The organism is Microbulbifer variabilis, assembly GCF_052468405.1.
Window position 1 is genome coordinate 500,803 of the sequence record NZ_CP174343.1, and the last position, 18,306, is coordinate 519,108.

15 protein-coding genes are annotated in these 18,306 nt (G+C 44.5%); 12 read left to right on the plus strand and 3 right to left on the minus strand.

Translation table 11 applies throughout. The annotated features are described in order from the left end of the window. Positions 1–60 precede the first annotated feature (60 nt). From ACJJJB_RS02545 to ACJJJB_RS02560, 4 genes are all read left to right on the plus strand, one after another. Complete coding sequence (locus ACJJJB_RS02545; protein WP_445365678.1) at positions 61–1,695, plus strand: GMC family oxidoreductase; 1,635 nt, start codon at positions 61–63, stop codon at positions 1,693–1,695. Beyond that, positions 1,692–2,495, plus strand: a complete 804-nt coding sequence (locus ACJJJB_RS02550) for a putative RNA methyltransferase (protein WP_020412241.1) — start codon at positions 1,692–1,694, stop codon at positions 2,493–2,495. The genes ACJJJB_RS02545 and ACJJJB_RS02550 overlap by 4 nt, the downstream gene beginning before the upstream one ends. 74 nt (positions 2,496–2,569) lie before the next feature. Then, positions 2,570–3,025: a tRNA adenosine(34) deaminase TadA gene (gene tadA / locus ACJJJB_RS02555; RefSeq protein ID WP_445365679.1), complete on the plus strand. Its 456-nt coding sequence runs from the start codon at positions 2,570–2,572 to the stop codon at positions 3,023–3,025. Further along, positions 3,012–3,449 (plus strand): ion channel, encoded by a 438-nt coding sequence (locus ACJJJB_RS02560; RefSeq protein ID WP_445365680.1) that lies wholly within the window; start codon positions 3,012–3,014, stop codon positions 3,447–3,449. Before tadA ends, ACJJJB_RS02560 begins: the two co-directional genes overlap by 14 nt. Positions 3,450–3,454: 5 nt before the next feature. Here ACJJJB_RS02560 and ACJJJB_RS02565 read toward each other — a convergent pair whose 3' ends face one another. Next, a complete protein-coding gene (locus ACJJJB_RS02565; protein WP_445365681.1) occupies positions 3,455–4,411 on the minus strand; it encodes a glycosyltransferase family 25 protein in 957 nt (318 codons plus the stop codon). Between the two features lie 403 nt (positions 4,412–4,814). Between ACJJJB_RS02565 and ACJJJB_RS02570 the strand changes: the two genes are divergently transcribed. Further along, a complete protein-coding gene (locus ACJJJB_RS02570; protein ID WP_445365682.1) occupies positions 4,815–6,017 on the plus strand; it encodes a multidrug effflux MFS transporter in 1,203 nt (400 codons plus the stop codon). A 52-nt stretch (positions 6,018–6,069) separates the two neighbouring features. Then, positions 6,070–6,720 (plus strand): SGNH/GDSL hydrolase family protein, encoded by a 651-nt coding sequence (locus tag ACJJJB_RS02575; RefSeq protein ID WP_353376838.1) that lies wholly within the window; start codon positions 6,070–6,072, stop codon positions 6,718–6,720. A gap of 80 nt (positions 6,721–6,800) precedes the next feature. Here the strand turns inward: ACJJJB_RS02575 and ACJJJB_RS02580 are convergent, their stop codons facing one another. After that, positions 6,801–7,304 carry a lactoylglutathione lyase family protein gene (locus ACJJJB_RS02580; protein ID WP_445365683.1) on the minus strand — a complete coding sequence of 168 codons (504 nt, stop codon included), beginning with the start codon at positions 7,302–7,304 and terminating at the stop codon, positions 6,801–6,803. 95 nt (positions 7,305–7,399) lie between these two features. On the opposite strand from ACJJJB_RS02580, the gene ACJJJB_RS02585 reads away from it, so the two are divergent. Continuing rightward, on the plus strand, positions 7,400–8,269 hold the full coding sequence (locus ACJJJB_RS02585) for a LysR family transcriptional regulator (protein WP_020412248.1): 870 nt from the start codon (positions 7,400–7,402) through the stop codon (positions 8,267–8,269). Positions 8,270–8,336: 67 nt separating this feature from the next. Next, positions 8,337–9,128 carry a nucleoside deaminase gene (locus ACJJJB_RS02590; RefSeq protein ID WP_445365684.1) on the plus strand — a complete coding sequence of 264 codons (792 nt, stop codon included), beginning with the start codon at positions 8,337–8,339 and terminating at the stop codon, positions 9,126–9,128. A gap of 235 nt (positions 9,129–9,363) precedes the next feature. Here the strand turns inward: ACJJJB_RS02590 and ACJJJB_RS02595 are convergent, their stop codons facing one another. Then, positions 9,364–10,365, minus strand: coding sequence for an AraC family transcriptional regulator ligand-binding domain-containing protein (locus tag ACJJJB_RS02595; RefSeq protein WP_282951408.1), 1,002 nt, complete (start codon positions 10,363–10,365; stop codon positions 9,364–9,366). Between the two features lie 1,087 nt (positions 10,366–11,452). Here ACJJJB_RS02595 and ACJJJB_RS02600 point away from each other — a divergent pair. The 4 genes from ACJJJB_RS02600 (at position 11,453) to ACJJJB_RS02615 (ending at position 18,228) form a co-directional block, all read left to right on the plus strand. After that, the gene (locus ACJJJB_RS02600) at positions 11,453–14,758 is read left to right on the plus strand and encodes a DUF5060 domain-containing protein (protein WP_444945528.1); all 3,306 of its coding nucleotides are present in this window, start codon (positions 11,453–11,455) and stop codon (positions 14,756–14,758) included. Positions 14,759–14,914: 156 nt separating this feature from the next. Beyond that, a complete protein-coding gene (locus ACJJJB_RS02605; protein WP_445365685.1) occupies positions 14,915–15,919 on the plus strand; it encodes an alpha/beta hydrolase family protein in 1,005 nt (334 codons plus the stop codon). A gap of 586 nt (positions 15,920–16,505) precedes the next feature. After that, positions 16,506–17,312, plus strand: a complete 807-nt coding sequence (locus tag ACJJJB_RS02610; protein WP_444945526.1) for a hypothetical protein — start codon at positions 16,506–16,508, stop codon at positions 17,310–17,312. Between the two features lie 19 nt (positions 17,313–17,331). Then, positions 17,332–18,228 (plus strand): fatty acid desaturase family protein, encoded by an 897-nt coding sequence (locus tag ACJJJB_RS02615; RefSeq protein ID WP_444945525.1) that lies wholly within the window; start codon positions 17,332–17,334, stop codon positions 18,226–18,228. Positions 18,229–18,306: the final 78 nt, after the last annotated feature.

Sequence of the window (18,306 nt, forward strand, 5' to 3'; positions counted from 1 at the left end):
ATTTCTTTCTGGTTGAGTGTACCGTCATGACAAATCCAGCTGCAAAGGTGCTGAGGTCCCATGTCCACTCAAATGGTGTTTGATTATGTGATCGTAGGTGCCGGCTCCGCCGGCTGTGTATTGGCTAACCGTTTGAGTGCTGATGAGCAACATCGGGTCTGCCTGCTGGAGGCGGGCCCTCCAGATCGCAGCCCACTGATCTCCATGCCCCTGGGGATAGGTATGCTGCTTTCCGGGACCGGTTACAACCTTCATCACTTTACAGAACCCCAGGAACACCTGCACGAACGGCGCCTGTTCTGGCCTCGTGGTCGCACCCTGGGTGGCAGTAGTTCTATTAATGCGATGGTTTATATTCGCGGTAATGGTGCAGATTATGATGCCTGGGAAGCTGCCGGCAACCCGGGCTGGGGTTGGCGTAGTATGCTGCCGTATTTCCTTCTGTCTGAAGGTAATGAGCGTGGCAGCGATGCCCATCACAGTGGCTATGGTCCGCTTTCAGTTAACGATCTGAAATGGAAGACTGAGTCGGGACAAGCATTCCTGCGGGCAGCACAATCTGTCGGGCACAGGTTAAATGATGATTTTAACGGCAGCCAGCAGAGTGGAGTCGGCTTTTACCAGGTAACCCAACGTCATGGGCGCCGCTGTTCTGCCGCTGCGGCTTATTTGCATCCAGTCAAGAAACGTCCCAATTTAAGGGTATTGACCCGCAGCCCGGTAGCGCGCCTCATGTTGAAGGGCGATCGGGCAGTGGGGGTGGAGTTGCTCAACGGCAAAAAGATCCTGGCAAATAAGGAGGTTTTACTCTGTGCTGGGGCGATTCAGTCTCCGCACCTACTATTACTCTCAGGTATTGGCCCCCAGGAGGAACTGCGGAAGTTTGATATTCTGCTGCAGAATCACCTGCCTGGGGTAGGGAAGAACCTCCAGGACCATTTGGATATTTCCCAGGTAGTGAAAACCTCGGCCCCAATCACTTTTGCAAATGACTTGTGGGCGAAACTGAAGCACGCTACGCGCGCGCCTGAGTGGTTCTTCCTGAACCGCGGGCCATTAACCAGTAATGTTGCTGAAGCTGGGGGCTTCGCCAGTTCAACCTTGGCTAATGGCTGCCCGGATATACAGTTTCACTTCACTGCAGTGCCATCTTTTGATCACGGTCTTACTAAACAATCTGGGTATGGTTACACGATGCATGCATGTGCATTGCGCCCTAAAAGCCGTGGGGAAATCACCCTCAATACTGAGAACCCCAAGGCGCTGCCGAGTATCCAGCCAAATTACCTAAGCGAACCAGATGATATGCAGGTGATGGTGGAATCCTTCGAGATGTCTCGGGACATCATTAACCAGGAAGATTTGCTGCGCTATCAGAAACGGTTGTTGTTGCCCGATCAAAAGCTCACCAACAAGGCTTCTATCAAGCACTATATTCGTCAGCATGCCGAGACAATTTATCACCCGGTGGGAACCTGTAAGATGGGCAATGATGATCTTGCGGTGGTCGATGCTGAGCTAAAAGTGCATGGTGTAGATGGACTGAGAGTTGTGGACGCCTCCATAATGCCCACCCTGATCAGCGGCAACACCAATGCGCCGGTGATCGCTATTGCAGAAAAGGCGGCGGATCTGATCTTGCAGCGTACGCCGCCATCAATGATGAAGAATACTCAAGTTCAGGAAGTTGAATGATTTGGCAATGTCCTCTCTGTGCAAAGCCGTTGACGCTGGGAAAAGAAACCTGGCACTGCAGTAACCGGCACAGTTTTGATCGAGCACGGGAAGGTTACGTTAATTTGTTACCGGTTTATCGCAAGCGTCGTAAGGAACCGGGAGATTCAGCTGAGATGTTGCGCGCGCGGCGCCGATTTCTCAAGGCGGGTTATTACCGCCCATTAGTAGATGCAATTGCAGCGCTGTTGCCACCGAAATCAGGTCGTAAACTCTTGGATATTGGCTGTGGAGAGGGATATTACTTACGCCAACTGGAATCCGCTGGGTGGCATGGTCATGCCCTGGCTGGTGTGGATATTTCAAAGTCCGGTGTGCGTATGGCAGCTAAATCTGATAGTGGCGCCCAGTTTATTGTGGCCAGTAATGTCAACCTGCCGGTATCCTCGAATAGCGTAGATGACTTGCTACGCATTTTTGCGCCGGCCCCGGATGAAGAAATGCTGCGGGTGTTAAAAGTGGGGGGGCAGCTGTTGGATGTTTCACCTGGACCGGACCACCTCTGGACCCTAAAAGGCCAGCTATATAAAGAGCCACGTAAACACCCTGCGCCAAAATTGGTTGAGGAACTTTACCCTGAGGTGGATATGCGCTGTTGCTTTCCTTTTAAGTTGCAGGGGCACGAAGCGATTACCGATTTTCTCGCCATGACCCCCTTTGCCTGGAAAGGCTGCCGAGAGGCCCGTGCAGAATTGGAGCAACAGGACAGCCTGGTTCTGGAAGCCGACTTTATTGTGCGCCGCTTTATCAAGCGTAAGTAGGTTTTACTTAGGGTAGCGAAATGATTTCTCCCATGGCTGCAGCTCGGGTTGATAGAAGTAACTAGAAGAGATTTATGGCAACACCAAAAGACTATGCATTTATGCGCAGGGCCCTGGAATTGGCGGAACTTGCCGCAGAGAGGGGTGAGGTGCCTGTTGGAGCAGTGCTGGTTCAGGATGGCAAGGTTATTGGCGAAGGCAGCAATCGTCCCATCGGGAATTGTGACCCCAGTGCCCATGCGGAAATAGTGGCGCTGCGTCGAGCTGCTGAAGGTAAACAGAACTATCGCCTGCCCAATACAACGCTTTATGTAACGATAGAGCCCTGTACCATGTGCTTCGGTGCCCTGGTTCACGCTCGCGTCAACCGGCTAGTGTACGGTGCCACCGAGCCCCGGGCGGGCGTGGTGGAGAGCCAGTTAAAGTTAGGGGAGGCAGGTTTTTTCAATCATAAGATCGCCGTAGAGTCTGGAGTGATGGCGGAGGAAGCTGGAAAACTGGTGCGCGAGTTTTTTCATGTTCGACGCTGAACTGGCTTTTGCATTCCTGGTGAACAGCATCATTGTGGCAATTGTCGTGCTGATTCACCATGAGGTCCTCAACGCTCTGGTCCACTTAGGGCGCTGGTTGCCTGTCCGGCATAATTTCGCCATAGTAATTGGAGTATTTGGAGCCCTCCTGGCTCATGTAGCAGAAATCTGGCTGTTTGCTTACGGTTACTACTTTATGGTGAATTCGCCTTATTTTGGGACTTTAGTGGGCAATTTTAATGGCAGCCTGCTCGACTGTGCTTACTTCTCCTTTACCACATATACCTCTTTAGGCTTTGGGGATATCGAACCCTTGGGGCACTTGCGCTTTACTGCAGGGCTGGAAGCGCTGACGGGGTTGGTTATGATCACATGGACGGCTTCATTTATGTTCCTGAAAATGCAAAGAGTCTGGGATATTTAAACTGATTACAACTTCATTCTCGCAGTGCGACCAGGCCTCTGTTTCGGTTTTTGTGCAGGATAGAAGGCCTGGTAATGCCGCAGTAAATAAATATGTCTCTCGACACTGCGCCACAATTTGCCAAATGGATGTACCCAATAGAGCCAGCGCACAACTTTTGCTCGTCCCACATTCGACTTTACGATGCTTGAGGTGTGCGCTGTTTCCCAAAGCAAATGAGGCTCTACACCATACAGTTTCAGATCAAACTGCCAGAAGTGATCAAAGACTTTATCAATCGGCTCGAAAATACGATTGGCATGGCCCAGGATCTTTTCCATACCCTTACGGTTAAGCAAATACCCTTGGGCACCGCACCAGCCGCGTTCAGGGCGAACCAGCTTGTGAATGCCGTCATTCAGTGTCTTGATAATCTTGCGTTTGCGCACTTTAAGCCCCATCAGCCGGATCATTTCAACTTCTTCCGGTAGGCGCTCAAGCTCGGCCAGTATTTTGCCAAAATCCGGCTCCAACTGTACATCATCTTCCAGGATGCAAACCCGGTTGAGACCGGTTTGGTAGGCGAGACGGATAGTGCGCAAGTGGGCTAAGTAGCAGCCAATTTCAGAGTTTTTAAGTGCGCATAGGTGGCGCCAACGGGTTGTACGATTGCAAAGGACTTCATCACCTTCAAACCTGGGAAGGGCAGAGCGTCCATCGACACCGCTGACTAAAGCGGTTCGCAGTCTTTGGGACTTAAGGGTTTCTAGAAGGTTATAGACGGTTCCTCCCTCTGGGTGGAGGCTGATAATCCAGCAGGGAGTTTGGGCTATAAAAAGAGGGATCTTCTGCGGTTTGCGCTGCAGCCTGGGGCGAAGACTAAGCGGAAGGCGCCGTTTTAGGCGGTGTTGGGGGAATAGAGGTTGCCGTAAGCGGACGGGCTTGGTCACAACTACAGCAGGGCTCTCAATTTCGACGTACACATAGACTCCCAACCCCCAGAGGGAGAAAAGTGACCGTAACTAGAAAGCTTCTGCATAACGTTAACCTCAGTCACTGCAAGCAAACTGGTAGTGTTGGCAAAGCCTTACTTCCATTTAGGCGATCAAGTGGAGAATGGTTTTCTCAATGGATATTAGTGATCGACTAAAAAGTCAGAGCATTACATGCACCGTTACAGCTGGATGGTGCTAGGCCTAAAATAAGTTGCCTTCTAGTCTGAGTGGGTGATTGATTTTCCTCAAAGTGCAAGGGAGGCTTTGGAATGAAAACAGAGCAACAAAAGTGCTAAAGGGAATATGCAAACCCATTTGATATTGGCCAAAAACTATTGGCAATAATTGTTTGATACCACATAAGAATTTTATAGGTACTACGGAAATTTATATGAAGTCAGATTTAATTAAGATGGCGCTGATTCTTGGGCTATTGAGCTGCGTTGGCCCAGTCGCTATCGATATGTATTTGCCGGCATTGCCGGATATTGCAGCAAGTTTTGGTGCCCCTATTGAGGCAGCACAGTACACCCTGATGTCTTATTTCATTGCTTTTGGAGTTTGCCAGCTTATTTATGGGCCGGCTTCGGATATGTTTGGGCGCAAGCCCCCCCTGTACTTCGGGCTACTTCTTTTTACCCTTGCATCAGTTGGCTGCGCTGTGGCCCCGACCATTGAATCGCTAATAGCTTTGCGCTTTTTGCAGGGAGTAGGTGCTGCTTCAGTAATGTCTATTCCACGAGCGGTTATACGTGATCATTATACCGGTGCTCGTGCGACCCGCTTGATGACTACAGTAATGCTGGTAATTTCTATCTCCCCGATGCTGGCGCCGCTGATTGGCAGTATCTTAATAGTACCCTTTGGCTGGCGCAGTGTTTTTATCCTGATTGCCCTGTTAACCCTCGCCAGTCTACTTTTGGCTGTAAGCAGTTTACCGGAGACGCTTGAGCGAAAGCATCGTGTTCCATTCCAGTTCAGTGCCATGTTGGGGGCTTTTTCTACACTTTTACGCGATCCGGTTTACATGGGATTGACTTGCATAGGTGGCTTGGGCATTGCCAGTTTCTTTTCCTTTCTTGCTACGGCTTCTTTTTTGTATACAGGGTTTTACGGTCTTACTCCGACAGGGTTCAGCCTGGCGTTTGCTTTAAATGCCCTTGGTTTTTTTGTTTCAAGTCAATTTGCTGCAAATCTTGGAATGCGTTTTGGTTCAGTAGCAGTGGTGAAGTGGGCCACTGCCGGTTTTGCCATAAGTTCTCTTGTGATGTGCGCTGTGACTTTTGCCGGTTTTGATGAGTTTGTTTTATTAGTGGCAATGCTACTGGCGACCAACGTGTTTCTCGGCCTGGTAATCCCCACTTCAATGGTGCTTTCCCTTGAGGAGCATGGGCCTATTGCAGGCACCGCTGCAGCGTTGGGCGGAGCCCTGCAAATGTTACTGGGTGCATTGTCGATTGTGTTAACCAGTCTGGTATTTGATGGTACTCCCCAGCCTCTGACCGCTGCAATCGCAACTTGTGGTGTGGCCGCATTGGTAATATCTCGGTTGACCCTACGCGGTATTGCGCACCTGGCGGTACCCTCAAGCTGAGGAGCTCATTAATCCGATAGGTTTTTTAGTGGCTCAATGGAGTTATGTAACAATGGAAAATGTATTGGTTTACTCTGACAGTGTTTCCTGGGGCGTCATCCCTGATACCAGGAAGCGTATGGCTTTTCACTTGCGTTGGCCTGGAGTACTTGAGCGAAGCTTGAATGAAAAAGGCTGTGACGTGCGGGTGATAGAAAACTGCCTGAATGGTCGTAAAACAGTGTGGGATGATCCGTTCCGGGAGGGGCGGAAGGGGGTTGATGGCCTGGCGCAAGTGATAGAAATGCACTCACCACTAAAGTGTGTTCTGTTGATGTTGGGAACCAATGATTTCCAGGATACTCATGATAATAAAGCCTGGATGGCCGCTCAGGGGGTGGCAAAGTTGGTGTCAGTAATCAGACAAGCACCCATTGAGCCCGGCATGTCGATTCCTAAAATATTGATTATTGCTCCATTGGCTATCAATAACCCCAAAGGTATTATCGGCCATAAATTTGCGGGGGCTGAGCAGCGCTGTAAGGACTTTCCGGCAGAACTGGAAAAAGTATCCCGGGAGCTAGGCACCCACTACCTGGATGCCAACACTTTAGTCAAGGTTAGTGATATTGATGGTATTCATCTCGATGAAGACCAGCATTCCATTCTTGGCCAGGAAGTTGCTGATTACCTGCGGAAAATAAAAGTCTTAAGTTGGCCCTAGAGGTATACTTCCCAAATAGAAAAGGGCACCGGAAAATCTCTGGTGCCCTTTTCTAACCCAAGCTTTTAAGATGTACAGTATCAGGTGTAGGCACCGCTACTATAGATCAGCTCGTAGCTATGGCTGTAGAGTTCCAGGATATTTCCGAAGGGGTCTTCCATATAAATCATGCGATAGGGTTTCTCTCCCGGATAGTAATACCTGGGCTTGGGCATGCGCTTTTTACCACCGGCGGCGACTATCCTTTCAGCCAGCTCTTCAAGGTTTGGGTCCTGCACGCAAAAGTGGAATATACCAGTCTTCCAGTATTCAAAATTATCTTTTGGGTTTTCCTGATTAGGAAACTGGAATAGTTCTACTCCGATACGGTCACCGGTTGACAGGTGGGCAATGCGAAAGCTACCCCATTTGGCCCCAAAGACATCGGTGCACATCTCGCCAATAGCGCTATGATCTTCATTGATTTCCGTTGGCGGCATAATCAGATACCACCCCATGACCTCTGTGTAAAACTTAACAGCCGCTTCCAGGTCTGGCACCGATATGCCGAAGTGAGAAAAATTTCTCGGATAAACATTCTTCATTGGTGGTTCTCCAAAAGTTACGTCCGTTTCTAAGTTACTGTGGATAATCCATTACGTATAATTATGATTTGTGATTATTTTGAGTAATTTTTGTAATGATAAATCCTGTGTGGCTGCGCAGTTTCTGTGCATTGGTAGAATTGGGCAGCTTTACCAGAACGGCGCAGCACCTGCACATGACCCAGTCTGGCGTCAGTCAGCACTTGCGTCGGTTAGAGGACTTTCTAGGGCTATCTCTGATCCAGAGGAATGGAAAGCAATTCACCCTTACCCAGGCGGGTGAAAAGTTATATATCGAAGCCCAAGATATCGTCGATTCTCTCTCTACACTGGGTCAACGCCTTAGTGAAGATCCGGCTTATGAAGGGCAAGTGAGAATCCAGTCTCCCGGTAGTGTCGGGCTAAAGCTATACCCCAAATTACTGAATTTGCAGAAGACATACCCGAAACTCACCATAGACTATCGCTTCGCCCCTAATAGTGGCGTAGAAGAATCCATACTTGGATACAAGGCGGATATCGGGTTTATGACCACCCCCTCGACGCTGACGGAAATAGCAAGCCAGCCCGTGGGGAGGGAGGAGCTACTTTTGGTGACCCCTGCGTCAGTTAAGAGGTTGAGTTGGCACTCATTGGTACAGCTCGGATACATCGGCCACCCAGATGGCGCCCATCAGGCGGGCTTGTTGCTGGGCGCCAATTATCCCGACTTTCAACATGTGGATATGTTTGCTCTTAAGGGATTTTCGAACCAAATTAGCTTGATTCTAGAACCTGTCAGTATGGGCTTGGGTTTTACTGTACTGCCTGCCCATGCAGTAAATGCATTTAAGAATTTCGGGCAGATTAAACCCCATCGCTTGGAGCACTCTATCAGTGAGACTTTGTTTCTGGTTACCCGCCGCCACAAAGTGATGCCGGCGCGGATAGAAACTGTGATTGCGCTAACCAAGGAATGGCTTTAATCAATTGGAACGCCTCGGGTATTGTATGTTGCGTTTTATCTCATATTTGTTTTTCGGAATGCTTGCCTTGAGTGCGAAAGCTGAGTTAATACCCAATTCACCTATCCAGCAGGAAAAAGACGAGATATTGATGTTGCTCGCATACTCGGTTGCTTACTTGGATTGGGTGGATCCAAAAGAAAAGCAAAAGCGAGGGTACAATATTGCAGCGGTCCTGTATGACAATAAGCAGGACAAAATTTTAGGAGTGCAGCGCAATGCTGTTGGCTTGTGTCGCGATAAAACCCAACATGCTGAAGTGCGAGTAATGCAGCAGTGTATTGGTAGTAAGTGCAGGGGTAAAGAGACTGATTACCTGGCTGATACTACGATTTATAGCACTCTGGAGCCCTGTATGATGTGTGGAGGTATGATGATTTTTCTTGAAGTTTCCAGGATTGTTTATGGTCAGTCAGATCCGAATTTTGGGAAAAATATCGAAAGACTAAAGCAGGATTTTAAATCCAACTGTGAATATAAAATTGAGTCGAAGGAGCATGTGGAAAATATCTGTAAGATAGATATTCCCGCAACCTATAGAGCCAGGAATATTTCTTCTGGGCCATCTACTTTGCTACAGAGAGCACAGCTTGAAGGGGCATTTTTCAGTTATCGTTTGTTATTTGGTAGTGTAATGACAGATTTTCTTATGAGTGCAGAAGCGAAGAATATTTATCGCACTGCCCACCAGCGTTTAATGGAGTTCAAACCTAAATATCAAGCAAATAATATTGTGCTGTCTGAGAGCCAAAAACAGTTGAAGCAATTAAAAAATACTCAGGGAGATATTGATCGATGTATAGTGGGGGAGCTGCGCTAACACTAACATGATATAATTTTATCTGAAAAATATTGGAGTGTTTACTCCAGAACAATCAGCTAAACTGTTAAGGGAGCGAGTGATATAAGCCAAGCCATAGCTATATACTCGCTAATAGTATTTGAACTCACTGTAATATTAACGGCCAGATCTTTAGAGTTTAAATAAGCTCATCTTGGTGGAAAATATATTGATTTACTTATTGCCTGGCTTGTCTGAATATTGACTTATTTGATCAAGTATTTCTCCAGCGTTTATAGGATTCTTCATATGCAACAACCGTTGAGAATCCCAATGCTTTTGCAATTTGCATTTTATCCATGGATTGGATATCCAGTGAATTCAACTTCTCCCTCCGAGCTAAATCCAGTATACGCCTGAAAGAAGTGTTTTGTGCATTTAGGCGAATCTGCAAGGAGCGCTTATTAACTTGTAGTATATCTGCTAAAAAATCCAGACTGGCCGCACCCTCAGGTAAGTAATCTTTGATAATATCTTTGCATCGATTAGGTAGAGACTCATCTGATTTCATCTTCTGGAGCTGTTTTTTGGCAGCCAGTTTATTGAAGTCAAGAGAGGGTTTCCCTGGACTGCATAATTGTTTATCAAGTATAGAATTATCAAAACTGATGCAGTTTTTTTGATGTCCAAATTCAATGGGAACATTAATCAATGATGGTGCACTGTTCATCAATTCAGAATTATGATGAGTGAAGTGAATAACTGGGTGGCAGCTTTCATAATCGACAACAATATCTGAAATTAGTTTGAAGATGATTCCAATATTCAATTCGACTTGTTGTGTAGTGAATGGTGAAAAGCTGGGAATTAAAATATCAAAGCTGGAGCGCTCAGCCCCCTCACTGAATAATCCCTGATAGCCTTGCGTGCCAAGTTGCTGGAATTGCGTGCCAAGGCTAACAAGATGGCGAACGGTAGGGCAAGCCATTAAGACATGCGCAAATGCCTGAATGCTGGAAATTGATACATCTAGACCGGTACGAAACGCTATGGTGTTATCACTGAAGTAGTTGGATACTTCTTGAAGTGCTTGCCCTGTCAATCTTACTGGTACACGATGTTGTAAGTTCTGTAACTTAGCGTAATGATCACCATATATATTCTTTAACTTATCTCTTGGAAACCCCAAGTTTTGCCAGTATTGCACGTGACGATAAGTGGATGTTGCCAACCCTGTTGGCTCAGAAGCATAAAGTTCCTGGATGTTGGTAGTCATACTAAATTTTTGTACCGCTAATAATCTATTAAGCCAGTCATTAAATGATAAATAGATTGTTTGTGAATTTCTTAAGCTAATTTATAAAGTAATGCCATTATACTATGAATTTAACACTCAAAGTGTGAGATTGAACTAACTTTTTCTGACCAACAATTTGAATTTAGTAAGACAAAGTTCCCTCTGCGCTTACGAGTGATAACCTTTTTACTGTGCTGGTGGGAATGTACCCATTTTTTTAGTGAATTTTGGAAAACAATTGATGTCTCAATTTGTCTCATCAGCGAGGATGTAACTAACATAGGGTTTTTATATATTTCTCTAGCATGGAAATGGTTACTCCATTAGAGCGCCATCCCAAAGCTTTTGATGATTTTTGAAAGGCCGAGTTATCAGGATAAGTCATCATCGCAGTCAGAATAAAAAATTTTTCTAGCGAATGTATGTTTTGAGTAAAACATAGAGCCGTCCAGGGCATTGTTACTATTTATTATCTTTATCTGACACCTGGCTTTTTCTGGATGGATCATTTCATTTATAAGTTAATAATATAAATCTATAGATAGGTAGTGCTACTTTTAATTGGTCCATGTACAAATGATATCTCAATATTAAAATAAATTTTCCTTTATTTAACTGGTGATTAAGTGGGTTCTGAGTGCAAGCTTACAGTTTTAGAATATTTATCATGAGTTTTTAAAAATAGAAATAACCTGATGGGTTGATAATATTTTATAGTTTTTTCGATATTTTAGCTTCTTGGGACTTACGGAGTTATTAGTTCTATTCAGGATTTTTTTGTCGATCCCTTAATCTCTTTAGGTTTTCAATAAGGATAATCTGGATATTATTAAAATAGAGGTAGTTCAAAACTGCCTTACTATAAAACACGAAAAAAATTACTCTTTTTCGTCAATCTATAAGCTGTGGAACTAGTCCTGACTGCATGTGACTGAATTCACGGTCGGTATGTATCTGCGCGATTTAGTATCTGGCCAGTGCTGCATGTTGTAGCCGATTTCTATATGGCCATTTAATTCTGTAATTAGCAAATAATTGTTTGCTTTTAAAGTAGAGAATAGTAGAAATGAATAACAGTAGCTTGCCTCTGGCACTTCTGATTACCGCTGCATTAGCTGGTTGTGGTGGCGGTTCGTCATCTGGTGAATCCGACGATGAGACCACGCCCCCTTCGGCAAATTCTGATATACCGAACCCAGGAAACGGATTAGTAATATCGTCTTTCACCTTGGTCAATTCACAGGGCAACTCGGATATTGTTTCACTAACCGATGGTACAGACATATATCTAAGTCAGGTTGGAAGTCAATTAAATATTAGAGCAAATAGTGATCAGGCAGAGAGTGTGGTATTTGAGTTAACAGGGGCTCAGACACACAATATGATTGAAAACGCCTCACCATATGCTCTATTTGGTGATGATCAGGGTGATTTTAATCATTGGACCCCCGTAGTCGGAACTTACACCCTTACCGCTACACCTTACTCCCAGGATGATGGGGTAGGTTCTGCCGGAACCAGTGCCTCAATTACATTTACTGTAAAACAGAACGATGGAACCGACCCGACAGATCCGGACCCAGATCCGACGGATCCTCCGGGGCCTGTCGACCCGGATGATATCGGCCATAGTGAACATTGTACTGTTTCCGGTACGCTGGAAAAGTGGCACCGAATAACGATTACTTGTGATGATTTGTATGCATCAGAAAATAATGATGCTACGTTTACTGATTATCGATATAACGTGACATTCACACAAGGTGACTTGTCCTACACAGTGCCTGGTCATTTCGCTGCTGATGGTAATTCGGCCAATACGGGTGCTACTGAAGGAACAAAATGGCGTGCCTACTTTTCACCGCCAACTTCAGGTAAATGGTTCTTCGATGTATCTATGAGACAAGGGAGCCAAGTTGCAGTTGATCTAGATACAAATGCAGGCAATGCTGTTTCATTTGATGGTGAAAATGGTTATTTCCCGGTATTGCAATCCACAGCACCTGAGCTTGATATGAGGAGTAAGGGGTTACTTATACATAAAAAAGGAACCCGCTACTTACAGCATTTGGGGGATAAGTCAGTATATATAGAAGGTGGGATGGATAGCCCAGAAAACATTTTTGGTTATTCAGACTTTGATAATACAGAAAAACACTACAACGTAAATTCCTGCAAAGGTATATTACACAATTTTGAGCCCCACCTTGATGATTGGAATAATGGAGATCCCACCTGGAAAGACAGTAAAGGAAAAAGCCTTATTGGTTTAGTTAACTATATAGCTGAAAAAAATGTCAATGCAATTTACATTATGGCAAACACCGAAAGTGGTGATGGTTGTGATGCCCACCCTTGGGCAGTATATGATGGTAACCATCGGGCGTTTGATGTCAGTAAATTAGACCAGTGGGAGGTCGTAATGGATCACATGACCAGTAAAGGTATGTTGATTCACTTTATGACACAGGAAACAGAGAATAATAAAATTCTGAATAACGGTGACTTAGGGCTTGAACGCAAACTATATTATCGGGAGATGATTTCCCGTTTTGGTCATCACCCTGCACTGCAATGGAATATGGGTGAGGAGACTACTCTTAGTCAAGAGCAACACAAGGCAATCGCTCAATACTTAAAAGACGTGGATCCCTACGATCATCCCACTTTACTCCATACTTATGGTGGCCAATGGGATCAGCACTATCGACCATTGTTGGGAAATAGTAATTTTGATGGACCGAGCATTCAGATTGGTAATATTCCTAGTGATGCAAACCATCGTAACGCGCCATATCAGATGAGCAGAAAATGGCTGGCTGAGTCCCAAACTAATAACCATCTTTGGTATGTTACCTTCACTGAAGCTTCCGGCGGGCAAGCGCCTGTACCTTATTCTGAGGTTACCCAAGTTCAGAGGGTCAATTGGATGTGGGGCAGTGTTATGGGAGGCGGAGCAGGATTTGAATGGTACTTAAAGAACCCTGGGGCTGGCCACGCGTATGACCTAGCAGTAGAGAACCTGAGAGAGTTTGATAACCATTGGGAGCAAACTGGCCACTTTGTTAAATTTTTCAACGATATTCTGCAAAACCAACTTGAAGTTAATTTACACAGTTTAAATGTGGATAATGAAGTAACTTCAACCAATAACGATTGGGTACTTTCAGATAGCGGTAATGCCTATTTAATTTACTTGCGCGAAGGTGGTACGACCAATATTGAGATTTCAAATGAGGATACCTATAAGGTTTACTGGTTCAATCCAAGAAGCGGCCAGTTGACTCTGGGTAATCAACTTGACGGAATGGGTACTCATAGTATTGGCACTGCCCCAACAGAAGCTAATCAGGACTGGGCAGTAGTAATCAAAGCGGAAGGTATAAACAGTAATGTTCACCCGGATATTGTAAAAGTTATACCAATTAACCCTGATGATGTTTTACTCGAACCTCAAACTAGTTGGATGGATAGCTACTCTATTGGTGATCAATGTTTTTGTGAGTCAAATTTTGACCACAATGTTGCCGATATTATGGTCTCGACAGACCATGGAACAATGACGGTTAAAGAAGCTTGTGACCTAATTGGCCCGGGTCCAGGATCGGCTGGCCGTCCCAAGTACAATGATATTCAGTGTGGTAACGGCCCGGCAAATGATGCTGGTGATGAAAACTACTGTCCTGGCCGTGTGGATATAGGTAAAGAAGGATGTGGTCATATCGGTCCGATTTGGAATTTTGACAAGTTAAATCCAGATCAACCTAAAGGTGACTACACAGAACAAAATGGTCTGGTAATTATGGAGGCTGAAAATACTGATTCAAATCTAGATGAGTGGGTAAAGAAAAATAATATTGGCGGTCATACAGGCAATGGATATCTTGAATTTAATGGCAATACACCACTAAATGGCCCACCTAAATCACCCCTAGAATATACTTTCAATATTACAAGGAGTGGCCTGTATTATTTGCATCTGCACGCTGCAAAAGAAAACTTAGTGTATGAGGGTGAATTTCGTACAGATCTGGCAAATGATGCTTATTTTCGACTTGAAGGAAATTATGAGGCGGGACCTAATGCCGGTAATAGTCATGGTAAAGATGCCCCTCTGGAACTATTGAAAAAAGATACAAAGTTCTTTGGTGGAGAACACAATAAATTTGTCTGGGAATCTGGCAATCATTTAGATCCTGGTGGTCATAACAATAAACGTGTTGCCGTTTATAAGCTAAACGCAGGCGAAACGTATAAACTGGTGATGTCAGGCCGCTCGCAGAAATTTAAGGTAGATAGAATAGTTTTTCGGCATATTGATGTACCTGAATCTGATGCAGAGAATATAAATAATCCAGAAACCGTTGAGTAGTAACTGTTGCAGTGAGAGCCATGGATGGCTCTTTCGGCTGGATCATTATAGTTGTTCAATTGGGGACTACTTCATTGCTAAAGGTAGTAACTAAGGCTGTATGAGGCTTGGGTCGCCATGGATCATTAGATTATAAAAGTACACTATTGGTGAATAATGAAACTTCAAATAATAAAAAATTTATTTTGGTTGTCGATTGCTTTTAATTCTTTCCAGTCTCAAGCTTTCGAGCCAAAGTCGGATTTTTCGGTGAATTTAGAGCGGGTTCGGTATTGCCAGAATTTTTGGTGCCTCAAACAAGACACTTTATCTGAGTATAGAGCCTGGGAGGTAGAGGGCGTCAGTAATAGCCGTCAGCTTCATACTCAGATTGCTAGAGTACGAAACCCAGCACGCGATAATGTAAGAAACTTGGTATTTATTGCTTCGGGACAACAGCCACCAGGAAATGGTGTCGAAAGCTCTGTGACAGGCCAGAGAACTGGATTTAAAAAAGACTGTGGTATATTAAAAAAATCTTGCTCTCGCAGCATAGATGGCCGTTCACTTGCTCGGCAGTTGCTAGATTCAGAGCATTTCCCAACAGATGCGACCTTTTTGGCGATTGCTTTTGATACGCAATTTAATCAGATGATTGGTAGTAATGAGAAGTCTCGTATAGAAAGGGCATACCTCAGTTGGCTAAAGTCAAAGGCTTATGCCTCCAATCTTGAGACTATTTACTTGGCGGGTTCTTCTCGTGGTGGTTGTCTCGTTATGAGACTGGCGAAAGCTATGCGAGCTGATCCAGATTTTCGTAATATTCGAACTGTTGTCCACAGTTTTGATGGTGTTTGTAAATGGACTCAAAATGAGTTGGGATTAACTTCTTCATATCATCGTAATCCCATGAATTCTAGCTACTTAAGCTATTATACTGACCTCCATACACAATTTCCTTATAAAGATAATTTATACCTTCGGCAGTTGACTGGTGGGGCTGAGGTCATTGAATTATCTGGGGTTCACTCTTTTGCTTATACAGCTCAAGATACTGACTTAGGGTGGTATTCACAGAGATGGGTAAATTTGGATCATACTACCATCGGTCGAGACATGAGTCAGGACGTGAGGAATCAAACAATAGTACCCTTTTTACAGCACTTAGATGATGTGCTTTAGTTTTAGAATATTTTTTATCCACTTACCTTTAGGCGTTGGTAGCTACTAAGCCACGGCCATGATAACTACATTGAGTAGTTATCATGGTGGCTACACTCTTTTTCTAATCTCCAGCAGTGAATTTTCTTATTTGAAAGTATATTTTGTATGCTTTTCATTCCTATTGCTAAAAAATTTGTACTCACGTATGGAGTGATCTAAGCAGAAAATTAAAGCATTGTTAGCATGAAGATATTGGAAGTAATTGAGTCACTTCTAAATAATGTTTATGTCAATCAGGCCCTTTTTGCTTAGGGCTTGGTAGTTTTCTATTGAGAAAGTGCGCTTATAAATCGGGTTTTCAAGCCCTTTAGGGGATGGCGATTGCATCTACTTATGGGTGTACTCTTAGTAGTTCAGTTTCTAAATGAAAATGGATGACACTACTCGATACATACCAAACAATAGGCACAATAGAGATACATTAAATTGAGGTTGAATTAAGTGACTTTTTTCTAATATACATATTACACAATATTGTATGATTGGGTTTTCTCTGTAATATTACACAAAAAGGAAAATAGGGACTATTGTCGTAATATTCACTATGTATCAGTTTACTTATGAGCCCACTCCAAAAAATGTTCTGTTGGATCTAATGGGTGTTAATAAACGACATGAGCTGACGACTAGCCAGCTGGGTTATATATCTGATGCATTTGATATTTCTATCAATAATCTGCGGGTAACATTAAATAGATTGGTCGGTGCCGGTCTGATTACTCAGAATGGGCGAGGCATGTACCGTTTAACGGAAAAGGCTCTGGCCAAACGAGCTTTTATTAACCGTTGGCAGCAAAATGCCTTCCACTATGATAATTGGGATTATCGCTGGCTCGCCTGTCATTTGCCCAAAGGTGTATCGCGTGCGGTCCGCGCAAAATCAATACTGGTACTTGAATGGTATGGCTTTGCTGCTGGTCTAGATCACCTATGGGTGCGCCCGAACAATTTAATCATCAATCATGCGGAATTGACCCTAACCCTGATAAGGCTTGGTCTCGAAGAGAGTGCTCATTGCTTTGTGTTGCAGGACGTACCGGACATATTAGTTAGTCACTGGGCGCACCACTTATGGGATATCGAACGGCTCGATAGTGAATATGATGCTCTTATACATTCGCTTGAAAGCAGCCTTACATCCCTGGCAGCAAAGTCTGTTAGTGCTTCGTTGCATGAAACATGTCGCTTGGGTGGTGAGGCGATCCACCGTTTAGCGGTCGATCCTTTACTACCAAAAGTTATTAGGCCACAAAAGAAGTATCAGCAACTAAAGAAAATTGTACGTAAATATGATCGTGTAGGCCGCAATATTTGGCTGGAGCAACTGCAGAAATTAGGTGTTGACACATAATCAAAAAAGGTACCCCGCGATGAATATTCCTGTGAGTAAAGAAGAGGTAAAGCCATTTCTGGAGCGCAGTGATGCCAAAGCCTGGTGGGTAGTAGTCAGCACTTGGCTCGGAATAATAGGTATTTTCGTCGTGGCAGCACTACTGCCACACTGGTCAACTTACATTATTGCAGTATTCTTACTAGCGGGGCGGCAGCAAGCTTTGGCGGCTATTATGCATGAAGCGGGTCACAAAACACTTTTCGCAACTCGCTCCTATAATAAATTTGTTGCCAAATGGTTGTCTTCACCATTTTTATTGATGGATGGTGAAACTTATATAAAAAGCCACATGCTTCATCACCGGAGAGCAGGGACAGATCAAGATCCAGATCTACAGAACTATAAAGATTACCCCGTGACCAAATTGAGCTTGGTGAGAAAGTTTACCAGGGATTTTTTGGGGATTACTGGTTTAAAGGCTAATTTATACTTATTTCTAAGTGGACGAGATCTATTAAGCAGAAAAAAGCGGATTAATTTTCAGTTAACACGTGGTTTATTTGTTAACGGTGTTATGTTTTCGATGTTATGGGCTTTTGGCTTTCCACAGCTTTATATATTATGGGTTATAGCCTACCTCACCGTATATATGGCTATTATACGGATGCGCCAGATCGCCGAACACGCAGGTGTTAAAGACCTCTACCATCTGGAACCTAAATATAATACACGTTCGGTTCCAAGGGGTATCTTGGGATTACTGTTTGTTAGCCCCACTGATGGTCTGAGTTACCACTGTGAACATCATGCATTTATGGCGGTCCCCACATATAACCTCAAAGCGCTGCATAAATTGCTGAAGGAGCGCGGTTATTACGATGATGTTGAGTTGGCCGATAATTACCTAGGTGTTTTGAAGCAGGTGGTAAGGTAAGGATTAGCGACAGCTAAATTTTCACTTGTACGTTGTTTCTCACCAATTGTATTCCCCCTAGAGCTGACTAAAGGCCAT

Bases quoted from the DNA above. Each gene is read 5' to 3' on its own strand.
- ACJJJB_RS02570 (WP_445365682.1), top strand. From the start codon at position 4,815: ATGAAGTCAGATTTAATTAAGATGGCGCTGATTCTTGGGCTATTGAGC.
- ACJJJB_RS02585 (WP_020412248.1), top strand. From the start codon at position 7,400: ATGATAAATCCTGTGTGGCTGCGCAGTTTCTGTGCATTGGTAGAATTG.
- ACJJJB_RS02595 (WP_282951408.1), bottom strand. From the start codon at position 10,365: ATGACTACCAACATCCAGGAACTTTATGCTTCTGAGCCAACAGGGTTG.
- ACJJJB_RS02580 (WP_445365683.1), bottom strand. From the start codon at position 7,304: ATGAAGAATGTTTATCCGAGAAATTTTTCTCACTTCGGCATATCGGTG.
- ACJJJB_RS02605 (WP_445365685.1), top strand. From the start codon at position 14,915: ATGAAACTTCAAATAATAAAAAATTTATTTTGGTTGTCGATTGCTTTT.
- ACJJJB_RS02575 (WP_353376838.1), top strand. From the start codon at position 6,070: ATGGAAAATGTATTGGTTTACTCTGACAGTGTTTCCTGGGGCGTCATC.
- ACJJJB_RS02560 (WP_445365680.1), top strand. From the start codon at position 3,012: ATGTTCGACGCTGAACTGGCTTTTGCATTCCTGGTGAACAGCATCATT.
- ACJJJB_RS02610 (WP_444945526.1), top strand. From the start codon at position 16,506: ATGTATCAGTTTACTTATGAGCCCACTCCAAAAAATGTTCTGTTGGAT.
- ACJJJB_RS02545 (WP_445365678.1), top strand. From the start codon at position 61: ATGTCCACTCAAATGGTGTTTGATTATGTGATCGTAGGTGCCGGCTCC.
- tadA (WP_445365679.1), top strand. From the start codon at position 2,570: ATGGCAACACCAAAAGACTATGCATTTATGCGCAGGGCCCTGGAATTG.
- ACJJJB_RS02550 (WP_020412241.1), top strand. From the start codon at position 1,692: ATGATTTGGCAATGTCCTCTCTGTGCAAAGCCGTTGACGCTGGGAAAA.
- ACJJJB_RS02600 (WP_444945528.1), top strand. From the start codon at position 11,453: ATGAATAACAGTAGCTTGCCTCTGGCACTTCTGATTACCGCTGCATTA.
- ACJJJB_RS02615 (WP_444945525.1), top strand. From the start codon at position 17,332: ATGAATATTCCTGTGAGTAAAGAAGAGGTAAAGCCATTTCTGGAGCGC.